This is a genomic window from Paenibacillus sp. FSL H3-0333 (assembly GCF_038002805.1).
Classification (GTDB): Bacteria; Bacillota; Bacilli; order Paenibacillales; family Paenibacillaceae; genus Paenibacillus_AQ; species Paenibacillus_AQ silagei.
The window spans coordinates 3396045-3414884 of record NZ_JBBODG010000001.1 but is presented as its reverse complement, the minus strand read 5'-3'; the positions used below and the strand labels follow the sequence as shown (position 1 = coordinate 3414884).

Below are 18840 nucleotides of genomic sequence, written 5' to 3'. Positions count from 1 at the left end.
AAAAAACTCCCCTTTGAAACGGTCATGCTGATCCTGATCTTCATGGGCGGTAACAGCCTCTATAAGGAATTGCTGGAATCGATTTTCTGGCCATGCAAGAGAACCTATTTTACCCGATTTCCTTTCGGGCAGTTCGTTTCCTCCTGCCCAGTGGCGCTTATGAAACCTTCATTACCAATCTGTTCGCATGAACATTTTTTGAAGTGGATCTTCCATCCGCTTTTTCTTCCTTATACCAAAAACAAAACGGCATGGGTTTTTCCCCACACCGTTTTGGATTCCGTTTTTAATTCCAAACTTATCTTTAATTATCTTAATGACATTGAGGGCAGCCCTCGTCATCTTCATGACTTGGACAGCCCTTCCTTTATGAGCTTACTGCTTGATAATCATCTCGCCGCCTTCCGGCCGGCTTGTATAGCTATGATCCTGAGAAGCTTCCTCGATCTGATGGAACGCCCAGTGGCTCGTCGGCACATCCGTCCATACTGGTATGCTCTCACCGTATAGCGGTCCTCTTTCCAAGATACGGTTAAACACAGTAACTCCCTCAGCACGGGTCAAGGCTTTGTTCGGCTGGAAGCTGCCATCCAGCATCCCTTCCATATAACCAGCGTCTTTCGTCCGACCGATTGCTTGCTCTGCCCAATGACCAAGAGCGTCGTTATAGCTGTGTTTCCCTGTGCCCGTGAGTGATTTCCAGCGTGCAATGACAACTGCCATTTCCGCTCTGGTAATGCTCTGCTCCGGTCTGAAGCTTCCATCGGTCATGCCCTTCATAAGTCCGGCAGCAGTAACCTGACGAATGGCTTCTGCGGCCCAGTGGCTGCCTGCTACATCCGAATAACGGGCTGCTGTCCCTGTACCCTGCAGCTCCAGCACCCGGTACAGAATCATGGCTACCTGCGCCCGGGTCATCGCGTTCTCCGGCTTAAACGTTCCGTCCGGCATGCCCACCATATAAGCTTGGTGGCTTTCGGCACCCCCGTTATCCAGATTAAGAATGGTGAAGGTGCTGAACTTCCCGATGGTGAAGGTCAGGCCCAGCTTGTTGTCTCCATACGTTACAACTGCGGGCTTCACCAATTCCCGTTCTCCGTCACTGTGCTCAATGAACACAGCAAGCTTCGACAGATAAGCTTCCCTTGCACTTGCCTCTGCCGGTACATGACTGCTGTCGAGCGGCAGGGTGATTGTTACCGGGCGGCTGGTCATATTGGTCTCAATCGTAATTGGACGATCCACCACGTAGACGTTGCCGTTGTTCAGTGCCTTCCGGACAATCTCCTCTGTTCTAGCCCGTTCTTCTACCTGCTTGCGCTCGCTTTCCTGTTTGACAGGAATCAGGTGGAAATACAGATTCGGGTTCAGGCCGCTGAGCGAGGCATTCGGAATGGTAATCATGCCGTTGTCAGTATAGATTTCCAGGTTTAGACCAGCTTCTTGTACAGCCTTCACTGCCGCATCCGGCAACTCCACACGGACATCTTTTACGATATCCTGTTTGTCCGGAATAACAATACGTACGCTTGGCGAATGGGCAGCCAAGGTCTTTTCAACCGCTTCAAGAGCTTTGGCCGTTGTAAACGTCACTTTATCGCTCTTGCTGCCATCGTTGTTTTTCGTTCTTTCGATTTCTGTTTTGACAACAATTCCATAGCCTATGGCCTCAACATCTACTGTTATTCTCTCTATTACCGGCAGGGCCGGAGTAGGTGTGTTAGAAGGGACATAAGGCGTCTGGGAAGGCTCAGTAGGCTCAAAAGGTGCGGATTGGCGTCTCACGGTAACCGTGTACGTTTTTTCGCTGCCGTCCGTTTCCCGAACTACGATGGTTACGGTATTATCGCCTACATTCAGTGTCACCGCAGCACTTGCTTGCCCTGTCCCGGCAGCCTGGCCGTTAACCGTAATGGCCGCGTCCGGATGAGCGGCTGCCAATGTCAGTTGAAGCTCGGAGACATTGTACTCCACATTAAGACTGTATTCGTACACACTCGCCGTCACATTGGGTTGAATCACACCTGCAGATGGCGTAATGCTTGCCAGACCGCTCTTCGGAACCAATGCCCGGTAAGCCGCCTGCAATGCTTCCAGTGCTGCGTCCACTTCGGCCTGCGTGGCAGTAGCACTTGCCAGTACTGCTTGCGCGTCGGTCAGTATGGACTCGTAGCTCGTCCAGCTTGCTGACGTGTAGGTCTCCTTGTCCAGAATAGCGGACAAGTCCACTTCTGCTTGCAGCTTGCTCTTATCCACCACTGGCACCACTGGTTTCAGCACCAGCGCTTCACGCGCTGCGCTTAGCTCTGCCAGTGCCGTGTCCACTTCGGCTTGCGTAGCCGTCGGACTGCCCAGCACCGCCTGCGCGGTAGTCAGCTTGGACGCATAATCCGTCCAGCTTCCAGGTGTGTAATCTTCCTCTTCCAATGTGGAAGACAAGTCCACTTCCGCTTGCAGCTTGCTCTTATCCACCACTTGCTTCAGCACCAGCGCTTCACGCGCTGCGGTCAGCTCCGTCAGTGCTGTGTCCACTTCGGCTTGCGTAGCCGTCGGACTGCCCAGCACTGCCTGCGCGGTGGTCAGCTTGGACGCGTAACTCGTCCAGCTTCCAGGTGTGTAGTCTTCCTCATCCAATGTGGAAGACAAGTTCACTTCCGCTTGCAGCTTGCTCTTATCCACCACTGGCTTCAGCACCAGCGCTTCGCGCGCTGCAGTCAGTTCTGCCAGTGCCGTGTCCACTTCCGCTTGTGTAGCCGTGGAACTCGTAAGCACCGCTTGCGCGGTAGTCAGCTTGGACTCGTAACTCGTCCAGCTTCCAGGTGTGTAGTCTTCCTCATCCAACGTAGAAGACAAATCCACTTCCGCTTGCAGCTTGCTCTTATCCACCACTGGCTTCAGCACGAGCGCTTCGCGCGCTGCGGTCAGCTCCGCCAGTGCCGTGTCCACTTCCGCTTGTGTAGCCGTGGAACTCGTAAGCACCGCTTGCGCAGTCGTCAGTTTGGACTCGTAGCTCGTCCAGCTTCCAGGTGTGTAGTCTTCCTCAACCAGCGTGGAATACAAATTCACTTCCGCTTGAAGCTTGCTCTTGTCCACCACTGGCTTCAGCACCAGTGCTTCACGCGCTGCAGTTAGCTCCGCCAGCGCCGTGTCTACTTCCGCCTGCGTGGCCGTCGCGTTACCCAGCACCGCTTGCGCAGTCGTCAGCTTGGACGCGTAACTCGTCCAGCTTCCAGTGGTGTAGTCTTCCTCATCCAATGTGGAAGACACATCCACTTCCGCTTGAAGCTTACTCTTATCCACCACTGGTTTCAGCACCAGCGCTTCACGCGCTGCGGTCAGCTCCGCCAGTGCCGTGTCCACTTCGGCTTGCGTAGCCGTCGGACTGCCCAGCACTGCCTGCGCGGTGGTCAGCTTGGACGCGTAGTCCGTCCAGCTTCCAGGTGTGTAGTCTTCCTCATCCAGCGTGGAAGACAGATCCACTTCCGCTTGCAGCTTGCTCTTATCCACCACTGGCTTCAGCACGAGCGCTTCGCGCGCTGCGGTCAGTTCTGCCAGTGCCGTGTCCACTTCCGCTTGTGTAGCCGTGGAACTCGTAAGCACCGCTTGCGCGGTAGTCAGCTTGGACTCGTAACTCGTCCAGCTTCCAGGTGTGTAGTCTTCCTCATCCAACGTAGAAGACAAATCCACTTCCGCTTGCAGCTTGCTCTTGTCCACCACTGGCTTCAGCACCAGTGCTTCACGCGCTGCCGTCAGCTCCGCCAGTGCCGTGTCCACTTCGGCCTGCGTGGCCGTCGCACTCACAAGCACCGCTTGCGCGGTAGTCAGCTTGGACTCGTAACTCGTCCAGCTTCCAGGTGTGTAGTCTTCCTCATCCAGCGTGGAAGACAGATCCACTTCCGCTTGCAGCTTGCTCTTATCCACCACTGGCTTCAGCACGAGCGCTTCACGCGCTGCGGTCAGCTCCGCCAGTGCCGTGTCCACTTCGGCCTGCGTGGCCGTCGCACTCACAAGCACCGCTTGCGCGGTGGTCAGCTTGGACTCGTAATTCGTCCAGCTTCCAGGTGTGTAGTCTTCCTCATCCAATGTGGAAGACAAATCCACTTCCGCTTGAAGCTTGCTCTTATCCACCAGAGTAATTGTTTTGGAGGCCATGTTGGTTTTTCCGTTTTTGGCCGAAGTCACTTCTACCATGTATTTGCCATACGGCAGTGCCGCTTCCGGCTTAAAGCTCCATGTGCCATCCGCTTTCACAGTAACTGCGGGAGTCCCGATGGTTTTACCGTCCTCATCTTTGATGACTGCCGTTACTGTAGCCCCAGGATCTGTCGTTCCCTGGAACTCCGGCTTGGGATCGGTTACCGTCTCTCCGCCCGGAGCTGTGATCTCAATTGCGGGCACCGGAAGATTAACCGTAATCCCCTTGGTGGCAACTGCAGATTTCACACCTTTGATTGCTGTCGCCTCAACGGTGTACTCCCCATCGTGTAAGTCGCTGCCCGGGGTGAACGACCATGTCCCGTCCGCTTCAACGACAGCATTTCCGCCTGCGCCAGTTACGATCTGTCCATCTTTATCCCTGATTACAATTGCTACCGCAGAACCCTCTTCAGCCTCTCCTGTAATCTCAGGTTTAGGTACATTGACCGGACTTCCCGCAGGCTGGGTGATCTTAAGTGAATCAATGAATTGATCCCTTGGACTCACCGTAAACGGCTTAGCAGGAGCTCCGTAAGTGCTCTTGAGCGAACCCGTGCCATCATAGGCTACGTTAACCGTTTTCCCTTTAACATCCGTTCCCTCAGGCAGTGTCAAAATCAGCTTCTTGGAATCGGCAGAGTCCACTCTGTAGGTGAGGCTGCCTATAGGCACGGCTGTGCCTCCAATCTGAACACTGAAGCCTGCCAAATTGCCCGTGGTCATCTCCTGGTCGAAGGCCAGCACGATCTCATGCCCATCCTCCGCAATTTGTTCCAGCAGTGCATACTGAAGCTCAGGAGCCTCTGCTGCAAAAGTGAAGTATTGTCCATCCTTCAACGTCAATTTGACAGCATAATGAGCTGCATTGCCAAGCTGGATCGGATTTAGAGCATACTCAGTAGCTTGTGAGAAATCGGTGTCGCTGTCACTCACCAACAGCTTTACCTTTTCCGGTGCAGCCGCAGCAGGGATAGCGATCTCCACCTCTCTCACATCTCCATTATTCTGAACCTTCCAGATCCGCTGGGCCTGATACCAATCCGTCGAGCCACGCTGCTCAGTGAACTTAAGCAGCTTGCCGTTATCTCCCCAGATCAGGTATTGCCCGTCCGCAAGCAAGGCCGTATTTCCGCTGTTGGCTTCAGCAAGCCCGCCCAGACCGATCGCCACCTGTGTGTCTTTATTAATGCTTCGGCTCTGCTTCTGGTCCAGCTTCTCCAGAATGTCTTTGCCAAGGCCCGCCACATTGTGATGATACGCCGCGTTGGCCGTCTTGCTCCACAGAAGAGTACCATCCGTACCAATGTAGTCATGGTCTAAGGTGATGCCGTATTTTACAGCCAGATACGTTTCAATCTTCGCTGCATCAGCACTTGTGATCGTGTCATATAAAATAATTTCGGCTACTTCCGCATTAAGTCCGGACCAGTTATACTGAGCGGACGCATTTGTAGCTCCAATAGACGGGGTAAAGGAGAAGGCTGGAAAAACACTCCTTGTAACAGTTGTATTCTTCCCGTCAATACTGGCGGTATGGCCCGGTGCTCCTATTTGATAATTTACAAGCTGGTGCCTGTCCCGTATCGTCGAAGCGACATAAGAGTATACATTTGCTTCACCCGGACCTGTACTTACGCTATTACCGTAGCCGCCCATCACAATTACACCGTTAGAGGGCTTCTGGTCTGAGCTGCCAACGAGAGCCCCTGCACTTCCATCCTCCGGCCATTTGTACACCGTGTACCCAGAGCGGAATGTGATCGCTTTGTCACCCAGCAGCTTCGCCGACGAATTATAATGATATGCGCTTAAAGGATTGGCAAACTTCACACTCGGATTAAAATTTACTCCGCTTTCATTGTACTGCGGAACTTTTGCCCCATTAGGAAGGTCGAGCGTGAACGCCACAGGGTTAGGAGAACGATCCTGCCAGCCTGTCAATCCTCCATTTGCAGCTGCCGCCCCATCATTGGCCTTCAGCCATAAGACCGGCTCCTGAATGCTCCCGCCCGGAGTACCGCTGGCCGCTTCTGCCTTCGACGGTGCACCTGCCGCCGAGAAACCGCTGGCCACCAGTGTCAGCGACAGCAAGGCTTTTGCCGGCCTGCTCCACCAGCCTTTTCGTTTTGCATGAGATTCCATTGTTAACTTTCCGCCCCTTCTATAGTCCTTGTCTACAACTCGAGGAGCTAAAAGGCAGACGGTTCCTTTTGGTAAATCACCATCTCGAGTTCCAAACAGAACTCTTTGTAATAGAAATACAAGTCTGGCCATTCGAAATCTGCAAATTTCTGAATCCATATGCAAGCTATGCTATCTTCCGTCAACAACAGTGCTGTCCTCTTCACTACCAGCACTCCAAGATCGCTCTCTGAATCCCTCCTTTGGCTTGCCATGTAAGAACTGCTGACAGTCTGTCAGACTGCTCAAGGGGAGAAAACTGACGTTCAATCCCTGCATTCAACGGGCGCCAGTTCCCGGACCTAAGCTATCCTGGCACACAGAGTTGTGCCTCCAATCATGTTAATAAGGGCATGTGAACAAAATCTGAACATTTTCGACAAAATGGTGGTTTTTTATACCAAAATCTCATATCACCCTATGAAATATGCGCTAAAACACTAGAAAATGATTCGAATTATATTTTTGTCATTTATTTTTGTCACATCTGCTGATGATGATTTTTACAGACAAAAACTCCGGCAGTCCGCATAAATGCAGATCCGGAGTCTTCGTCATTCTTCCCTATCATAAATACCAGGACTAATCACTCTACGCCAATCCTATACATGAATGGTTCACTTGCTTGAATCCATTGTCCCGCTGCCCCGGATATCTGTAATAACCTTGGTAACAATAATCTTCCCCGCCTGATCCAGTCCTTCGATTTCGAACGGAACGCCCGCCGTCGCCGCTTGAAAAGCAAACCAAATTGTCCGGCCCTGCGCCGTCTGAATCAGCTTTGCCTCGGACTTATCGGTCCCGGTCTGCTTTTGCTGAACGATAATCTGCTGAATGGATGGGTCCAGCACCTCTCCGAATACCATAGGAAACGGAGTGGAGATTTGCTCCAGCTCAGGCAGCCTCATATAATTCATTGCCGACACGGTAGGGTCTCCGTCCATCCCGTAGCCCGCCCCCCAGACCCACTTCCAGCCGATCCAGGTTTTGCGGACATATTCGACTTGAAGATTGCTGCGGTCCTGATCGCCCGAACGGGTCAGAAAAACAAGCTTCCCCCTGCCAACAGTCTCCTCATGTACCACCGTCATGGAATCAGACTCACGGAATAACCGCACGGCCTCCTCCGGACTTGAGCCCAGGGGAATCTGGAGCGACTGCTTCATTCCCAATGAGCGGGACATCCGCTGGTCCGACCACCCGCCGGGTCTTTCATACATATATAACAATAAATAGAGTACCGCTACAGAAGCCAGAATAACTCCCGCAGCCATCCCCCATCTCCGTGTAGTTTTCATGAGAGCATCTCCCGTCCCGATTGTTTGCGCTTACAACTGCTTCCATTTAACTATAGATGATTTCGGTCCAGATTACAAAATCCCCCCATAACATATAAAAAGCCTGTAGCGCAAGCCCCTACGGGACCCTGTCTACAGGCTGTATTTCATTATAGTATTGAATGGATTCCAATATACTTATTTTATTTTACTTCAGTAGCTCCGGTAACTTTACCTTCAAGCACAGCCGTTGCCTTCACATCTTCGCTGGAGAAGTACAGGTTGCCGTCGATTGTAGCATCCTTATACAGGTTGAAGCCGTTAGCTTCTACATATACATCACCTTTGATCGTACCGCCTTGAACGCGGAAGTTCTCGCTCTGTACAGTTACTTTTGGTGCTGTAAGGGTGTAAGTAGCTGTAACTTTGTGGTCTGCATCCTGTGCGTACAGGGCCAGCTTGCGGTAAATCTCCTTGCTGGCATCGTTCTTGTCATGGAACTGGCCTGCTACCACTACATCCTTATCCACTGTCAGATCATTCAGCACAGCAACGATCCAGGTTCCCTTGTCGCTTACTGCATTAATGAAAGAATCAGCCTGGTTCACGATCGAAGCGGATGTTTTTGCATCTACCTGTTCTGTTGCTGGTGCAGTTGTCGCTGCCGCCCCTTTTTCTGCATTGTTTTTATCCGATCCACAACCCGACAACAAAGCTACCGATACCCCTGCTACTACTAATACTTTAAATAATTTCATTTTAATTCCCCCTGTTTCTTTAAGTTAACTTTATTATATATTAAAATTTTATGAATACAACGTGATAATTTTCACGAATTTGTGTCTTTTTTCACAAACATTCATATTTACTCTCTCCACATATCCTCCCACTCCTCTCTAAGCAGGCCTATTCGGATAGAATCATAGTATATTCCGTTATAATATCGGCATTTTCTAAGCCTGGCCTCCATCGTCATACCCAGCTTCATTCCTGCTTTCATCATTCGCTCATTCCCGGACCAGGTGGTGTAGCCGACACGGACTAGCGGAAGGGTAGTGAATAAATGACCGATCCACAGCTTGAGAGCTCTAGTGCCATAACCGCTGCTCCAATAGGCAGGATCATAGATGACAATCCCCATTTCCAGCCAGTATGACGGCTCATGCTCCCAGTAGTAGCTTACATCACCTATAACAACGCCCTCTACTTCTATTACCCAATTGTTCACACAGCCAATAATTTCGGCTCGCTTCCCGTAATACTCTTCCCAGGAGATACACTTATGTTCAAAATACGGCGCATCCCATTTTTTCCATTCTGGCGCTTCCTCTTTATAAACAAGCTCCCACAGCCTGGGCAGATCCCCTTCAGCTATTGGGCGAATCTGCAGTTCATGATCCTGAATCATAGAATCCCTCCGTTCAGCTAATATTTCACATACTTATATTATATTAACTGAACTGCTGAAGCTGTTGCCGGTATTGAACATTTATAATTAAGGAATACAGATGTTCCGGCTGCTGTAAACTTTTCACGAAGCTTGGCGTTGTATAGGGGAAGGGGGCAAGACATGGCCGAAGACACCATTCATCACTTTCTGCAGCAAGCCGGTACTTTGCTATACCGGTATTTGAGGAAACGCGGGCTTGCCCGCGAGGACGCTGAAGATATCGTTCAGGACACCTGTTATAAATATCTGGTCTATCAGGACGGAATTGGCTCCAAGCAGGTTATGGGCTGGATGTTCCGTGTCGCGACGAATCAGTTCTATGACCTTAAGCGAAAAGACAAACGCCATCCTACGGTTGATGTTGACGATATTAAGCTTCTTTCCTTGACCCATCTGCCGGAGATCCAGCTGCTGAGGCGGGAAACCGCACAGAATATCCGCGACACCCTTGCTTTACTCTCTGAGCAACATCAGGAGCTGCTGATTCTCAAATATGAGCTGAACCTTACTTACAAGGATCTCTCGTCCCTGTACGGTATGAATGAGAACACGCTCAAGACTCATGTCACACGCGCCAAAAACCAATTCATCAAACATTATAAGGAGGGTATTTAAATGGAACAGAATCAGGAGCAGGACCCGTTTATTCTCGGAGGGAAACAGACTCAGCAGCTCATCAGAAAAGCCAGACTCCGCTCCACCCTGAAAACCATTGGAATCATTATGGTTGTGACCCCGGTTATACTTGCCGTTATTTGGTATGGCCTCTACCACTTAAGACTGAATCAGGGCAGCAAGGTTCAAGCTGAAATTCTCTGGAAAAACGAGATCAGCGCCCCTAATGTTCATCTCAGCAACCAGTCGTTGAAATTGGATAGCTTTGGAGGTGAAACGTACAATCAGACTTACAAATGGCTGGGCAACCAACCTTATATTTGGGAGACCGTCGAGGAATCCTATAATTTATGGGGCCGCTCCACCGGAAGATATGGCGCATTTGGAGCGATTTCGCCGCCGGAAAAGCTGCGTTCTTCCTCCTCATACCCCCGCTACAACTCTGCTACCGGTGACCGGGAAATGGTCTTTTATCATCCTGAGATCCAGTATGATTCGTATGAGGACAGCATAAGTCTGCTGAAGCAGCTCGGAGATGATACATTGGTGGAGCTGGCCTTGTCTTTTGACCATGCCTACACGCTGGAGGAGACGCAGAAGCTTCTGCCTGCCGGGCTGCAGCCTGTCTGGTTCTGGACGGATGCATATACTCCCTCTTATAAAAAATACCTGAAAGAAACGCGCCAGACCATCGCAGCCGATTCGATGATCATCTACGGATTTCACGGAGAGCAGTTTGCCCCCTATGGCGGTGTGAACTCCTTCATTAACAGTGTCGAACAGCTGCGGAAGCAGGGCAAAAACTTCACATGGGAAGCGGATCAGGTACATGAGAGCCTTGCCGGGGATAATGATATTCTGGAACCGGATGATATTACGATTATTGGTGTAGTCGTAACCGGTACTGCTAAGCAGCTGGAAGCTCTGCAGAATCAGGCTTATATCCAAGGATCAACCTTCGGTGTGGTCTCAGATGCAATATCACTTCCTAACTAACCTTCGGCTAATAGAGATCTTCAGTCTAGGTGCAGCATGAATTGGACATCTGTATAGTTGATTGAGATAATGTGTACTGTATCTGTGGAGGACCTTGATGCTCACCAAGATTGAGCTGATGCTTCATTAGAACCGCATAAGAACCGCACGCACATCATTCACGCGGTGGCCGTGCCTATTTACGTATAATAGAAAGGATAATCCCTATGAACCTGTCCACCCTATCAGCCGCGCTTGCGCCGCTGAATCTGCGGAGCTGTCTGATTCAGCAGCAAGGCAGGCTGATCTTCGAGCATTATAGAGATCAGCGCACAGCCTCCGAGCTGGCGAAGATCAACTCCTGCACCAAGAGCATCCTCTCCGCGCTGATCTGCATCGCTATGGACCAGGGGGTGCTGCCCGGCCCTTCGGCTCCGCTCAGCAGCTTCTTCCCGCAGGTGCTGCGCGATAAAGATGCACGGAAGCCGAACATTACGCTCGAACAGCTGCTGACCATGTCCGCCGGCTTTCGCTGGACGGAGTTCGGCGGGGCCAACTCCTTCCCGAAGATGACCCGCACCCCACACTGGGTGAATTATGTGCTGGAGCAACCGCTGGCGGATGAGCCGGGCACCCGGATGGAATACAATTCAGGAATCTCGCAATTGCTGTCTTCGATTCTGGTACAAGCCACAGGACTGAGCACGGCAAGCTATGCCGAACAGGTGCTCTTCGGACCGCTCGGCATCCGGGACTATGACTGGGAATCGGACCCCCAGGGCATCCATACCGGCGGCTTCGGGCTGAAGCTGCGTCCGGCAGACCTGCTTAATTTTGGACAGCTCTATTTGCAGCAGGGAGTATGGAAAGACTCGCAGATCATCTCCGGCAGATGGGCTGCACGTTCGGTACAGCCTGTCATGCACACGGAGCCTCCCCGCCACGGCGGCTACGGCTGGCACTGGTGGACAGATGCCCTGTCCTGTAGCTCAGCAGCCGGAGAATCCAGTCTGGTCGACTACTATTACGCCCGCGGGTATGCCGGACAATTCATATATGTAGTGCCGGAGCTTCATCTGGTCACTGTGCTGACCCAGGATAACAAGCGCGGAAAGAATAATCCTCCGGTGGATGTGTTCCGTGACTATATCGTGCCTGTACTGGGATCTATTTAAGCTGGCTCCTTAGCTTACTGGCAGCATACCATAGCAGCGGACACAACAGGTTGAAAAAGAGTGGAAAGGCATTGCCGTTCTTTTAAAGGACGGTACCGTTTCAGCGAGAAATAAAAGGAAAAAGCCCCTTCCCCCTGGCCAAGAGAGAAAGAGCTTATTATGTACAGACGCACAAATCCCCGCTGCCTGATTGCTTAAGGCCCGGGGATTCATGTGTTGATAACGCTATTCAATTCAATCATTTCCTCCAAGTAACAAAAGCCATATCCCTGACATGGTGATTGTTCTCAATTTCATGTTCACTTCATGCTTCCGTGTTGCCCGTTCGCTCCATTCCGGAGTGTTGCTCCATGTCCTGCATATGGGGTGGATTCCCGCGTACACGATTTCACGAAAAACGTTTTCACGGACGTTTTCCCTACTGTGAGGAATCGCAGTTGTACGCTTCGCTAACCTTTTTCATTGGAATCACGCTCTTTCTTCCGCAAGAGACTTCTCCTGCTTGAATGATAAGCTTCGTTCTTCTTCCAAAAAAGATTTGCTTCTTGGGTTCCCGCATACCCACGATCTGCCAGAAGATGTTATCATCCACCTTCTTCATCAGCAGCCGATTCCGGCATGCTTCGCTAACGCTAGTACATCGGGGCTCTCTCCTTTCCTTCATTCATTGCTAAATTTAGGAATGAGACCATCACCTGCGGTACCACTTGTAATGCTTGGTGCTCTTGATGCTGTGGTTCCTGTGGTGATGTCTACATTATACCTGAGAAACGCTTAAATTTAAACTTTCAAAAACCTGCATATCCCCGCAGAATCTGCGATATTCCAGTAGGATTGCAAATAAAATGCCCATCTCTAAACATTGCTCCGTTTACGGATTATTTGCTCCCGTTAGCTGCTCATTCTCATGTATGCGCTATCATTTCATATGAAAATGAATGGCCAACCTGAGGAATTCCTTCCCCGGACTGGCCGGTGTGTCTACAGGGTGAGACTATGATCTCTATGCTTGCGGCTGAATACCACGAGCAGATAAATTCCATAAAGGAGATACAGAATATTAAGAATGGAGACGATGAGTACCTCATGCTCCAGATTCTCATTGCTGACCATGGCCAGTGCATCGTATATAAAATGGAACGCGATCAGCGGAACAATATTCCGGCCTGTCTCCATCAGCAAGGCGAGCACACAGCCCAGCAGCAGCGCATTGATAACCTGGAGAATCGTATGTATGATATCATTTCCGCCAAAGGCGTTGGCCATATGCAGAACCCCGAATAAGATGGAGGAGAACACAATATAAAAGACCGGCCCTTTGGATTTCAGAAGATTCCAGATCACCCCTCTAAAAATGGCTTCCTCGGTATAGCCCACCAGCAGGGTCATAATGACGATACTGATTATTTCAGGCGCTCCCAGTTCAACGTTGATTCCATTCATCAGCGGCTGGGCCACCGCAATAATGAGCAGCGGGATGTAGAACAGCACCGCCCGGGACGGACCGGCCTCCAGCTTGCGGAAGCCGAAGCTGACGAGCGAAGAATCCTTTCTTTTCATATAAAGGGTTACAATAATGCCCATAACCAGGAAGGCGCAGGCCTGGGCATTGCGTATCCCCATATCGCCGAACTCCTGAATGGTAGCGACAGCAGCGGCTATGGATACCATTAGAGTCAGGACTACTCCCCATACCAGCGAGTATATAATCGGGTGTCCTTTTGCAGTGGTGCTCTTCATTTCAATTCTCCTTTGTGTAGTAGATTACAGTATTGCCGCAATCGGACAATAATGGATTAATTTTAAATGATATTCAGGATTTTTACTATAATAATCTTCCAGTGGGCAAGGCCGCTTGAGCATGCTATAATCTCTGAATCCTACAATGAGATTACAGCAAGTTGAATGTGGGGGTTGCAGGGGGTTACGATCAACATGAACAGTCCTATCAAGATCTTCAAAGTGACCGTGCAGCTGGAAAAGGATGAATATGGTCTTGAGGTTAGCCATTGGCGTCTGCTGGTGGAAACGAACCGCTATTATGAGATCAAGGCCGGCAGCGGACCGGTCAAACGGATTTACAAAGAGAAATTAAATATGGTCATCGAGGATACCAAGGTTTACACAGACGGTTTTCTGGCATGCTCAGCGTTCTGTATTGAAGACCGCATTGAGGATATGCATACTGAAATGCTGCATGCGCTCCAGCTTAAGATCAAGGCCTATATGGACGAGCTGCATCTGAACCAGCAGGCTCTTGAGCTGCAGTTCAACCGCCCGAAGCCTCTGAGAACCGAAGAACAGACCTCCTGACCGTGGCACTACAATAACAAATAACCGGAAGAGTCGCAGGCTTCTGCGGCTTTTCCGGTTATTTGGTGTTGCTATTCCTTAGAGCAGTTCCGCATTCTTCACGGCGTGTTCCCAGCTTGGAAAATAATACAGCGCACTTCTCATCAGCTCGGGCTCCTGCTGCTTGATCTGCTTCTTGTTCATCTTGCCCCCACCAGACTGAAGCTGCTTGATCCTACTGATAACTTCATCTGAAGCCATTGTAATATCCAACTCTTCACCCCTTTCCGGTGTTTCTTTCCATATTTTTCACCATTGCTGCCGGTTCTATACCAGACTGTGATAATGGAAAGTAATCAATGGCTAACGAGATAAGAAGCATCCAGAATCAGAGCGACCCGGCCGTTGCCCAGGATCGTTGCCCCGGACAGATGATTCATCGTCCCCAGATACGCGCCCAGGGACTTGATGACCACCTCCTGGTTGCCGATGATCTCATCGACTGCGAACGCAGCGATCCGGTCAACAGATCTTACAATCACGAGCGGAATCGTCTTGGAACGGCGCTCTGTGCGCGGATAATGCAGCTTGTCTCTGAGCCAGGAGAGCGGAACAATCCGCCCGTGGTTAATAATCGCCTGCTCCCCTTGAACGATCTGTATCTCTTCGGGGGAGATCCGCACAATCTCAGCCACATTATACATTGGTAGAATCAGAATACGCCCGGACACCTTGACAAGCAGCCCCTTGATAATAGCCAGCGTAAGCGGCAGACGGATTGTAAACAGAGTCCCTGCCCCCGGCTCGGTCTGAATATCTATGATCCCGTTGAGACGTCCAATCTGACTGCGGACAATATCCATCCCCACGCCCCGCCCAGACACTTCACTGACCTCGGAGGCTGTGGAGAAGCCTGGCTCGAAGATCAGACTAACGGCTTCCTGCGCGGTTAAATACCCTGCCTGCTCTTCTGTAATGATCCCTTTGCTGAGCGCAGAGGCTGTAATCCGGGCGGCATCGATGCCCTGTCCGTCATCCTCCAGACGAATCACGACCTGGTTCTCCTCATGAAAAGAAGTAAGCGTAATTCTGCCCTTCGGAGCCTTGCCCTGCTGCAAGCGCACCTCTGGACTCTCGATTCCGTGATCGGCGCTGTTACGGATCAAGTGGATTAGCGGATCACTTAGCTCTTCAATGATCATCCGGTCCAGCTCGGTCTCGCCTCCCTGAATCTGCAGCTCAATATCCTTACCCAACTTCTGGGCCAAATCCCTGACCAGCCGCGGGAAACGGTTAAACAGCTGATCCATCGGCAGCATCCGGGTCTTCATGACCCCTTCCTGAAGCTCTTTGATTATCCCGCCCATGTGATCCGATATCGAGCCGATGTCAGGCAGAACCTTGGCGGGATCCGTACGTTGTCCATTAGCGCTCAGATCGGCCAGAGAGGTCTGCTCGATCAGCAGCTCCCCCACCAGATTCATCAGATGGTCCAGCCGCTCCACACTTACCCGGACGGTTGACTGTACCTCATGGGATTTCCCCTTGCCTGGAGTAGAGGACGGAGGTTCTGCAGGCACCGGTCCGGCCGTGGTCTGGACGCCAGTCCCGGCAGCAGGTGCGGGCACGAATGGCGTAATGACAATGCTCTCGACATCGGTCTCCCCTGCCAGCTGCTCGGACACCTGTCGGAGCTCGCGCGGGGAAGCAGCGACTACAGCAAATTGGCTGTAGCGGGCGTCTTCATCGGCTCCCGGCGCCGCCGGGGGCGCCAGGGCAGCAGCAATCACCGGCCCGCAGACCTCTTCGATACGCTGCAAGAGGATATAATGCCGTGCCGCCTTCATCTGGCAGTCCTCTCTCAAGGTGACTACCAGAGCCAGCAGCGAGTAGCCCGCTGCCACGGCCTCTTCCGCCTGAAGCAGCTCCGCTGCATTTAAGACCGGAAGCAGCACCGGCTGAAGTTCAGCCGGCTTATTAATCAGCGCCTTGATCTCCGCAACCACAGCTGAGCAATCTGTAAATCCCTCCCCGCTGACATACTGAGTACGCAGCAGCTTCATCGCATCCAGCGCCCGGAAGAGCGTATCAATCAGATGGCCGGTAATCTCCGGCTTCTTCTCCCGCACCCATTCCAGCGCATACTCCACCTCATGCGTGAGATCGCTCATCTCGCGGAAGCCCATCGTGGAGGCAGAGCCCTTGATCGTATGGGCTGCGCGGAAGATCGTCTGAATCAGCTCAGCGGTTGGAGCATGCTCCAGCGCAAGCAGGGACTGGTCGATCCGCTCTAATTGCTCGTTCAGCTCTTCTATGAATATATCGCGGTAAGCCGACAGTTCCATCATCATTGCTTGTTCCCCTTTTTACCCGCCCAATATTTCTTCGAGCTTCAGAATACCGATCAGCTGGTCATCCCGCTGCCCCACTCCGTGGAACACCGCATCGCGGCTGCGGTTATGTCCGCCTGCCGGCGGATGAATCTCGGCGTACGTCGTCACCTTGTTCACTTTATCTACAATCAGTCCGACGAATTCCTCGCGGTAGTTAACCACAATAATTCTTGTGCTCCGGGTATAAGGCTCATCCGCCATTCCCAGCAGATTGCGCAGGCTCATGACACAGACCACCTTGCCGCGCAGATTGACTACACCTTTGACTTCATTCCGGCTGAAGGGGATATCTGTAATGCTGAGCATTTTGATAATCTCATGAATCTCTTCAATCCGGATGGCACAGGTCTCGGCTCCTACCGCAAGCTCGATATATTGTTCCTTCTGTAAGGATGACATGGCTTCACCTTCCGTCTGTTGAATTAATGGGTCTTGAATGCGGCAGCGGACTTAGCCAGATCCTCGGATAACAGCGCCAGGGCCTGGCAGGTAGCTGCCGTCTCTTCAGAAGCCGCTGCCGATTCCTCGCTGGAGGCCGCAATGGATTGAACCGAGTCCATCACCTCAGCAGCCTGTGCAGATTCCTCTTCGCAGGCTGCAGCAATCTCGTTGACCTTGAGTGAGGAGGTGTTGACCATCTTAATAATCTGCTCGAAGGCCTGACTGGTCATCGAAGACTGCTCGACGCTCTCAGCGACTGCCCTCACACTCTGCTTCGTATTCTCCTGCATGACCTTGATAATCTTCGTAATCTCCTTCGTGGCATCGCTGCTGCGTTCGGCAAGCTTGCGGACCTCGTCCGCCACCACGGCGAAGCCGCGCCCCTGTTCTCCGGCACGCGCCGCTTCAATCGCTGCGTTCAGGGCCAGGAGATTGGTCTGCTCGGCGATATCGTCGATCACTTCGATGATATCCCCGATTTTGCTGGAATCGTCTTCAAGCTGCTTCATCTGTTGGTTCACCGTCTGCATTCCTTGCAGCGAAGTCTCCACCACATATCCGCCTTCCCGGGCGGTCCGCACGGTATCATTGGAGAGCTCTGCCGCTTCCTCGGCACTGGAGGCCACAGAATCAATCGCCAGCGACAGCTCCTTGAACAGCTCGGTGATATTGGTCGCTGCCGCCGACTGGTTGGTGCTGGTGCTGGCAATCTCCTGGGTGCTGGCTGAGATCTGTTCGGAAGAGGCTGCAACGCTCTGTGAATTCATCACAATTCCATTGATTAAATCCTTCAGGTTATGAACCATCCGGTTCAGGGCTGTGGCAAGCTGTCCGACTTCATCCTTAGTAGATATATCCGCTTGCTGCGTCAGATTTCCATTAGCCACTTCTGTAGCTACATGCAGCATCTGCATCAGGGGTCTGGAGATCGATCTTGCGATCAGGTAACCGATCATAATACTGAGGATGACCGCCGCAATGACTACCGAGATTGTAAGGATGAACGCCGAGGAATAAGCGGATTGTGAATGGTTGTTCGCCTCATCTGCCAGCTCAACATTCACTTTGATCAGACCATCCAGATTGTTCAGCACATTCTGCCCCTGGACACTCAACTGTGTAGTCAGAAATGTATTGAAAGCAGCCGTATCATCTTGCTCCGCCAGAACCAGCGCCTGGTCGAACAGCTTCTCATAGCTTGCATACTCCTGGTCAAACGAGGCCAGCAGCTCCTTTTCACGGGCAGTGGTCGCCAGCGGACGGTAGTTATCCACCTTCTGGACAATTTCCTGACGGCCTGAGGCAATCTTTTGCTTATAATCGGAAATTTTATCTGTATCTGTTGTATTGCTCATATCCCGTGTATAGACCCGGTTAAGCTGATAGCTGATCTCGGCGGCAGACAGATCTCTAACCGAGATCAGGTTATTGCTGTACATTTCCTTCATATTCTGATTGCTGGTGCGCAGGGATAAGACCGAATAGACTCCAAGTCCTGCCAGGATTAAAGAGACAATCAAAAAAGCGGAGACGATCTTTGTAGCTGTTTTCAAATTCCCGAACCATTTCATAGTGCTTCCCCCTGTGGTTAACATCTTAGCGTCCTTCTTGTCGGCGTTAATCTTACACTCCCCTATCAGCCGGCGGGACATCATTAGCTATATTTCGACATTTTATATCAAAAAAATTATATTCTAATTTGTGTTTTTCATATTTTTTTCATCAAACTCAGTGCAATCCTCCCCTTCATCAATTGAAATGTTTACTATTCCGTAGTTTGATGCAGAATCCGCTTGACAGAACATAGAAATAAGTTATAAATAGACATAATTAGCAAACGATTC

General features: G+C 51.3%; 14 protein-coding genes. 5 read left to right on the top strand and 9 right to left on the bottom strand.

All coding sequences use genetic code 11. From position 1 onward, the window contains the following. Positions 1–375: 375 nt before the first annotated feature. The 4 genes from MHH78_RS14920 to MHH78_RS14905 form a co-directional block, all read right to left on the bottom strand. Complete coding sequence (locus MHH78_RS14920) at positions 376–6339, bottom strand: S-layer homology domain-containing protein (protein ID WP_341167840.1); 5964 nt, start codon at positions 6337–6339, stop codon at positions 376–378. Positions 6340–6995: 656 nt separating this feature from the next. Further along, positions 6996–7676, bottom strand: coding sequence for a hypothetical protein (locus MHH78_RS14915; RefSeq protein ID WP_341167839.1), 681 nt, complete (start codon positions 7674–7676; stop codon positions 6996–6998). A 182-nt stretch (positions 7677–7858) separates the two neighbouring features. Continuing rightward, complete coding sequence (locus MHH78_RS14910; RefSeq protein ID WP_341167838.1) at positions 7859–8413, bottom strand: hypothetical protein; 555 nt, start codon at positions 8411–8413, stop codon at positions 7859–7861. A 107-nt stretch (positions 8414–8520) separates the two neighbouring features. Then, complete coding sequence (locus MHH78_RS14905) at positions 8521–9063, bottom strand: GNAT family N-acetyltransferase (protein ID WP_341167837.1); 543 nt, start codon at positions 9061–9063, stop codon at positions 8521–8523. 162 nt (positions 9064–9225) lie between these two features. Between MHH78_RS14905 and MHH78_RS14900 the strand changes: the two genes are divergently transcribed. From MHH78_RS14900 to MHH78_RS14885, 4 genes are all read left to right on the top strand, one after another. Then, complete coding sequence (locus tag MHH78_RS14900) at positions 9226–9720, top strand: RNA polymerase sigma factor (RefSeq protein ID WP_076084879.1); 495 nt, start codon at positions 9226–9228, stop codon at positions 9718–9720. Further along, positions 9721–10716: an anti sigma factor C-terminal domain-containing protein gene (locus tag MHH78_RS14895; RefSeq protein ID WP_341167836.1), complete on the top strand. Its 996-nt coding sequence runs from the start codon at positions 9721–9723 to the stop codon at positions 10714–10716. 206 nt (positions 10717–10922) lie between these two features. Beyond that, complete coding sequence (locus MHH78_RS14890) at positions 10923–11870, top strand: serine hydrolase domain-containing protein (RefSeq protein WP_341167835.1); 948 nt, start codon at positions 10923–10925, stop codon at positions 11868–11870. 502 nt (positions 11871–12372) lie between these two features. Then, complete coding sequence (locus MHH78_RS14885; RefSeq protein ID WP_143803883.1) at positions 12373–12648, top strand: hypothetical protein; 276 nt, start codon at positions 12373–12375, stop codon at positions 12646–12648. A 203-nt stretch (positions 12649–12851) separates the two neighbouring features. On the opposite strand, the gene MHH78_RS14880 is transcribed toward MHH78_RS14885, so the two are convergent. Then, positions 12852–13610 carry a CPBP family intramembrane glutamic endopeptidase gene (locus MHH78_RS14880; protein ID WP_341167834.1) on the bottom strand — a complete coding sequence of 253 codons (759 nt, stop codon included), beginning with the start codon at positions 13608–13610 and terminating at the stop codon, positions 12852–12854. Between the two features lie 195 nt (positions 13611–13805). Between MHH78_RS14880 and MHH78_RS14875 the strand changes: the two genes are divergently transcribed. Beyond that, on the top strand, positions 13806–14183 hold the full coding sequence (locus MHH78_RS14875) for a hypothetical protein (protein WP_076084894.1): 378 nt from the start codon (positions 13806–13808) through the stop codon (positions 14181–14183). A gap of 78 nt (positions 14184–14261) precedes the next feature. Here MHH78_RS14875 and MHH78_RS14870 read toward each other — a convergent pair whose 3' ends face one another. From MHH78_RS14870 to MHH78_RS14855, 4 genes are all read right to left on the bottom strand, one after another. Next, positions 14262–14435: a hypothetical protein gene (locus tag MHH78_RS14870; RefSeq protein ID WP_155991697.1), complete on the bottom strand. Its 174-nt coding sequence runs from the start codon at positions 14433–14435 to the stop codon at positions 14262–14264. Between the two features lie 83 nt (positions 14436–14518). Then, on the bottom strand, positions 14519–16513 hold the full coding sequence (locus MHH78_RS14865) for a chemotaxis protein CheA (RefSeq protein WP_341167833.1): 1995 nt from the start codon (positions 16511–16513) through the stop codon (positions 14519–14521). Between the two features lie 15 nt (positions 16514–16528). Further along, the gene (locus tag MHH78_RS14860; RefSeq protein WP_036700854.1) at positions 16529–16954 is read right to left on the bottom strand and encodes a chemotaxis protein CheW; all 426 of its coding nucleotides are present in this window, start codon (positions 16952–16954) and stop codon (positions 16529–16531) included. A gap of 23 nt (positions 16955–16977) precedes the next feature. After that, positions 16978–18567 (bottom strand): methyl-accepting chemotaxis protein, encoded by a 1590-nt coding sequence (locus MHH78_RS14855; protein WP_341167832.1) that lies wholly within the window; start codon positions 18565–18567, stop codon positions 16978–16980. Positions 18568–18840: the final 273 nt, after the last annotated feature.

What these genes read in the sequence shown, in the direction of transcription:
- MHH78_RS14895 (WP_341167836.1), top strand. Translation starts at nt 9,721, where the DNA reads ATGGAACAGAATCAGGAGCAGGACCCGTTTATTCTCGGAGGGAAACAG.
- MHH78_RS14900 (WP_076084879.1), top strand. Translation starts at nt 9,226, where the DNA reads ATGGCCGAAGACACCATTCATCACTTTCTGCAGCAAGCCGGTACTTTG.
- MHH78_RS14905 (WP_341167837.1), bottom strand. Translation starts at nt 9,063, where the DNA reads ATGATTCAGGATCATGAACTGCAGATTCGCCCAATAGCTGAAGGGGAT.
- MHH78_RS14920 (WP_341167840.1), bottom strand. Translation starts at nt 6,339, where the DNA reads ATGGAATCTCATGCAAAACGAAAAGGCTGGTGGAGCAGGCCGGCAAAA.
- MHH78_RS14855 (WP_341167832.1), bottom strand. Translation starts at nt 18,567, where the DNA reads ATGAAATGGTTCGGGAATTTGAAAACAGCTACAAAGATCGTCTCCGCT.
- MHH78_RS14890 (WP_341167835.1), top strand. Translation starts at nt 10,923, where the DNA reads ATGAACCTGTCCACCCTATCAGCCGCGCTTGCGCCGCTGAATCTGCGG.
- MHH78_RS14865 (WP_341167833.1), bottom strand. Translation starts at nt 16,513, where the DNA reads ATGATGATGGAACTGTCGGCTTACCGCGATATATTCATAGAAGAGCTG.
- MHH78_RS14875 (WP_076084894.1), top strand. Translation starts at nt 13,806, where the DNA reads ATGAACAGTCCTATCAAGATCTTCAAAGTGACCGTGCAGCTGGAAAAG.
- MHH78_RS14860 (WP_036700854.1), bottom strand. Translation starts at nt 16,954, where the DNA reads ATGTCATCCTTACAGAAGGAACAATATATCGAGCTTGCGGTAGGAGCC.
- MHH78_RS14880 (WP_341167834.1), bottom strand. Translation starts at nt 13,610, where the DNA reads ATGAAGAGCACCACTGCAAAAGGACACCCGATTATATACTCGCTGGTA.
- MHH78_RS14910 (WP_341167838.1), bottom strand. Translation starts at nt 8,413, where the DNA reads ATGAAATTATTTAAAGTATTAGTAGTAGCAGGGGTATCGGTAGCTTTG.
- MHH78_RS14915 (WP_341167839.1), bottom strand. Translation starts at nt 7,676, where the DNA reads ATGAAAACTACACGGAGATGGGGGATGGCTGCGGGAGTTATTCTGGCT.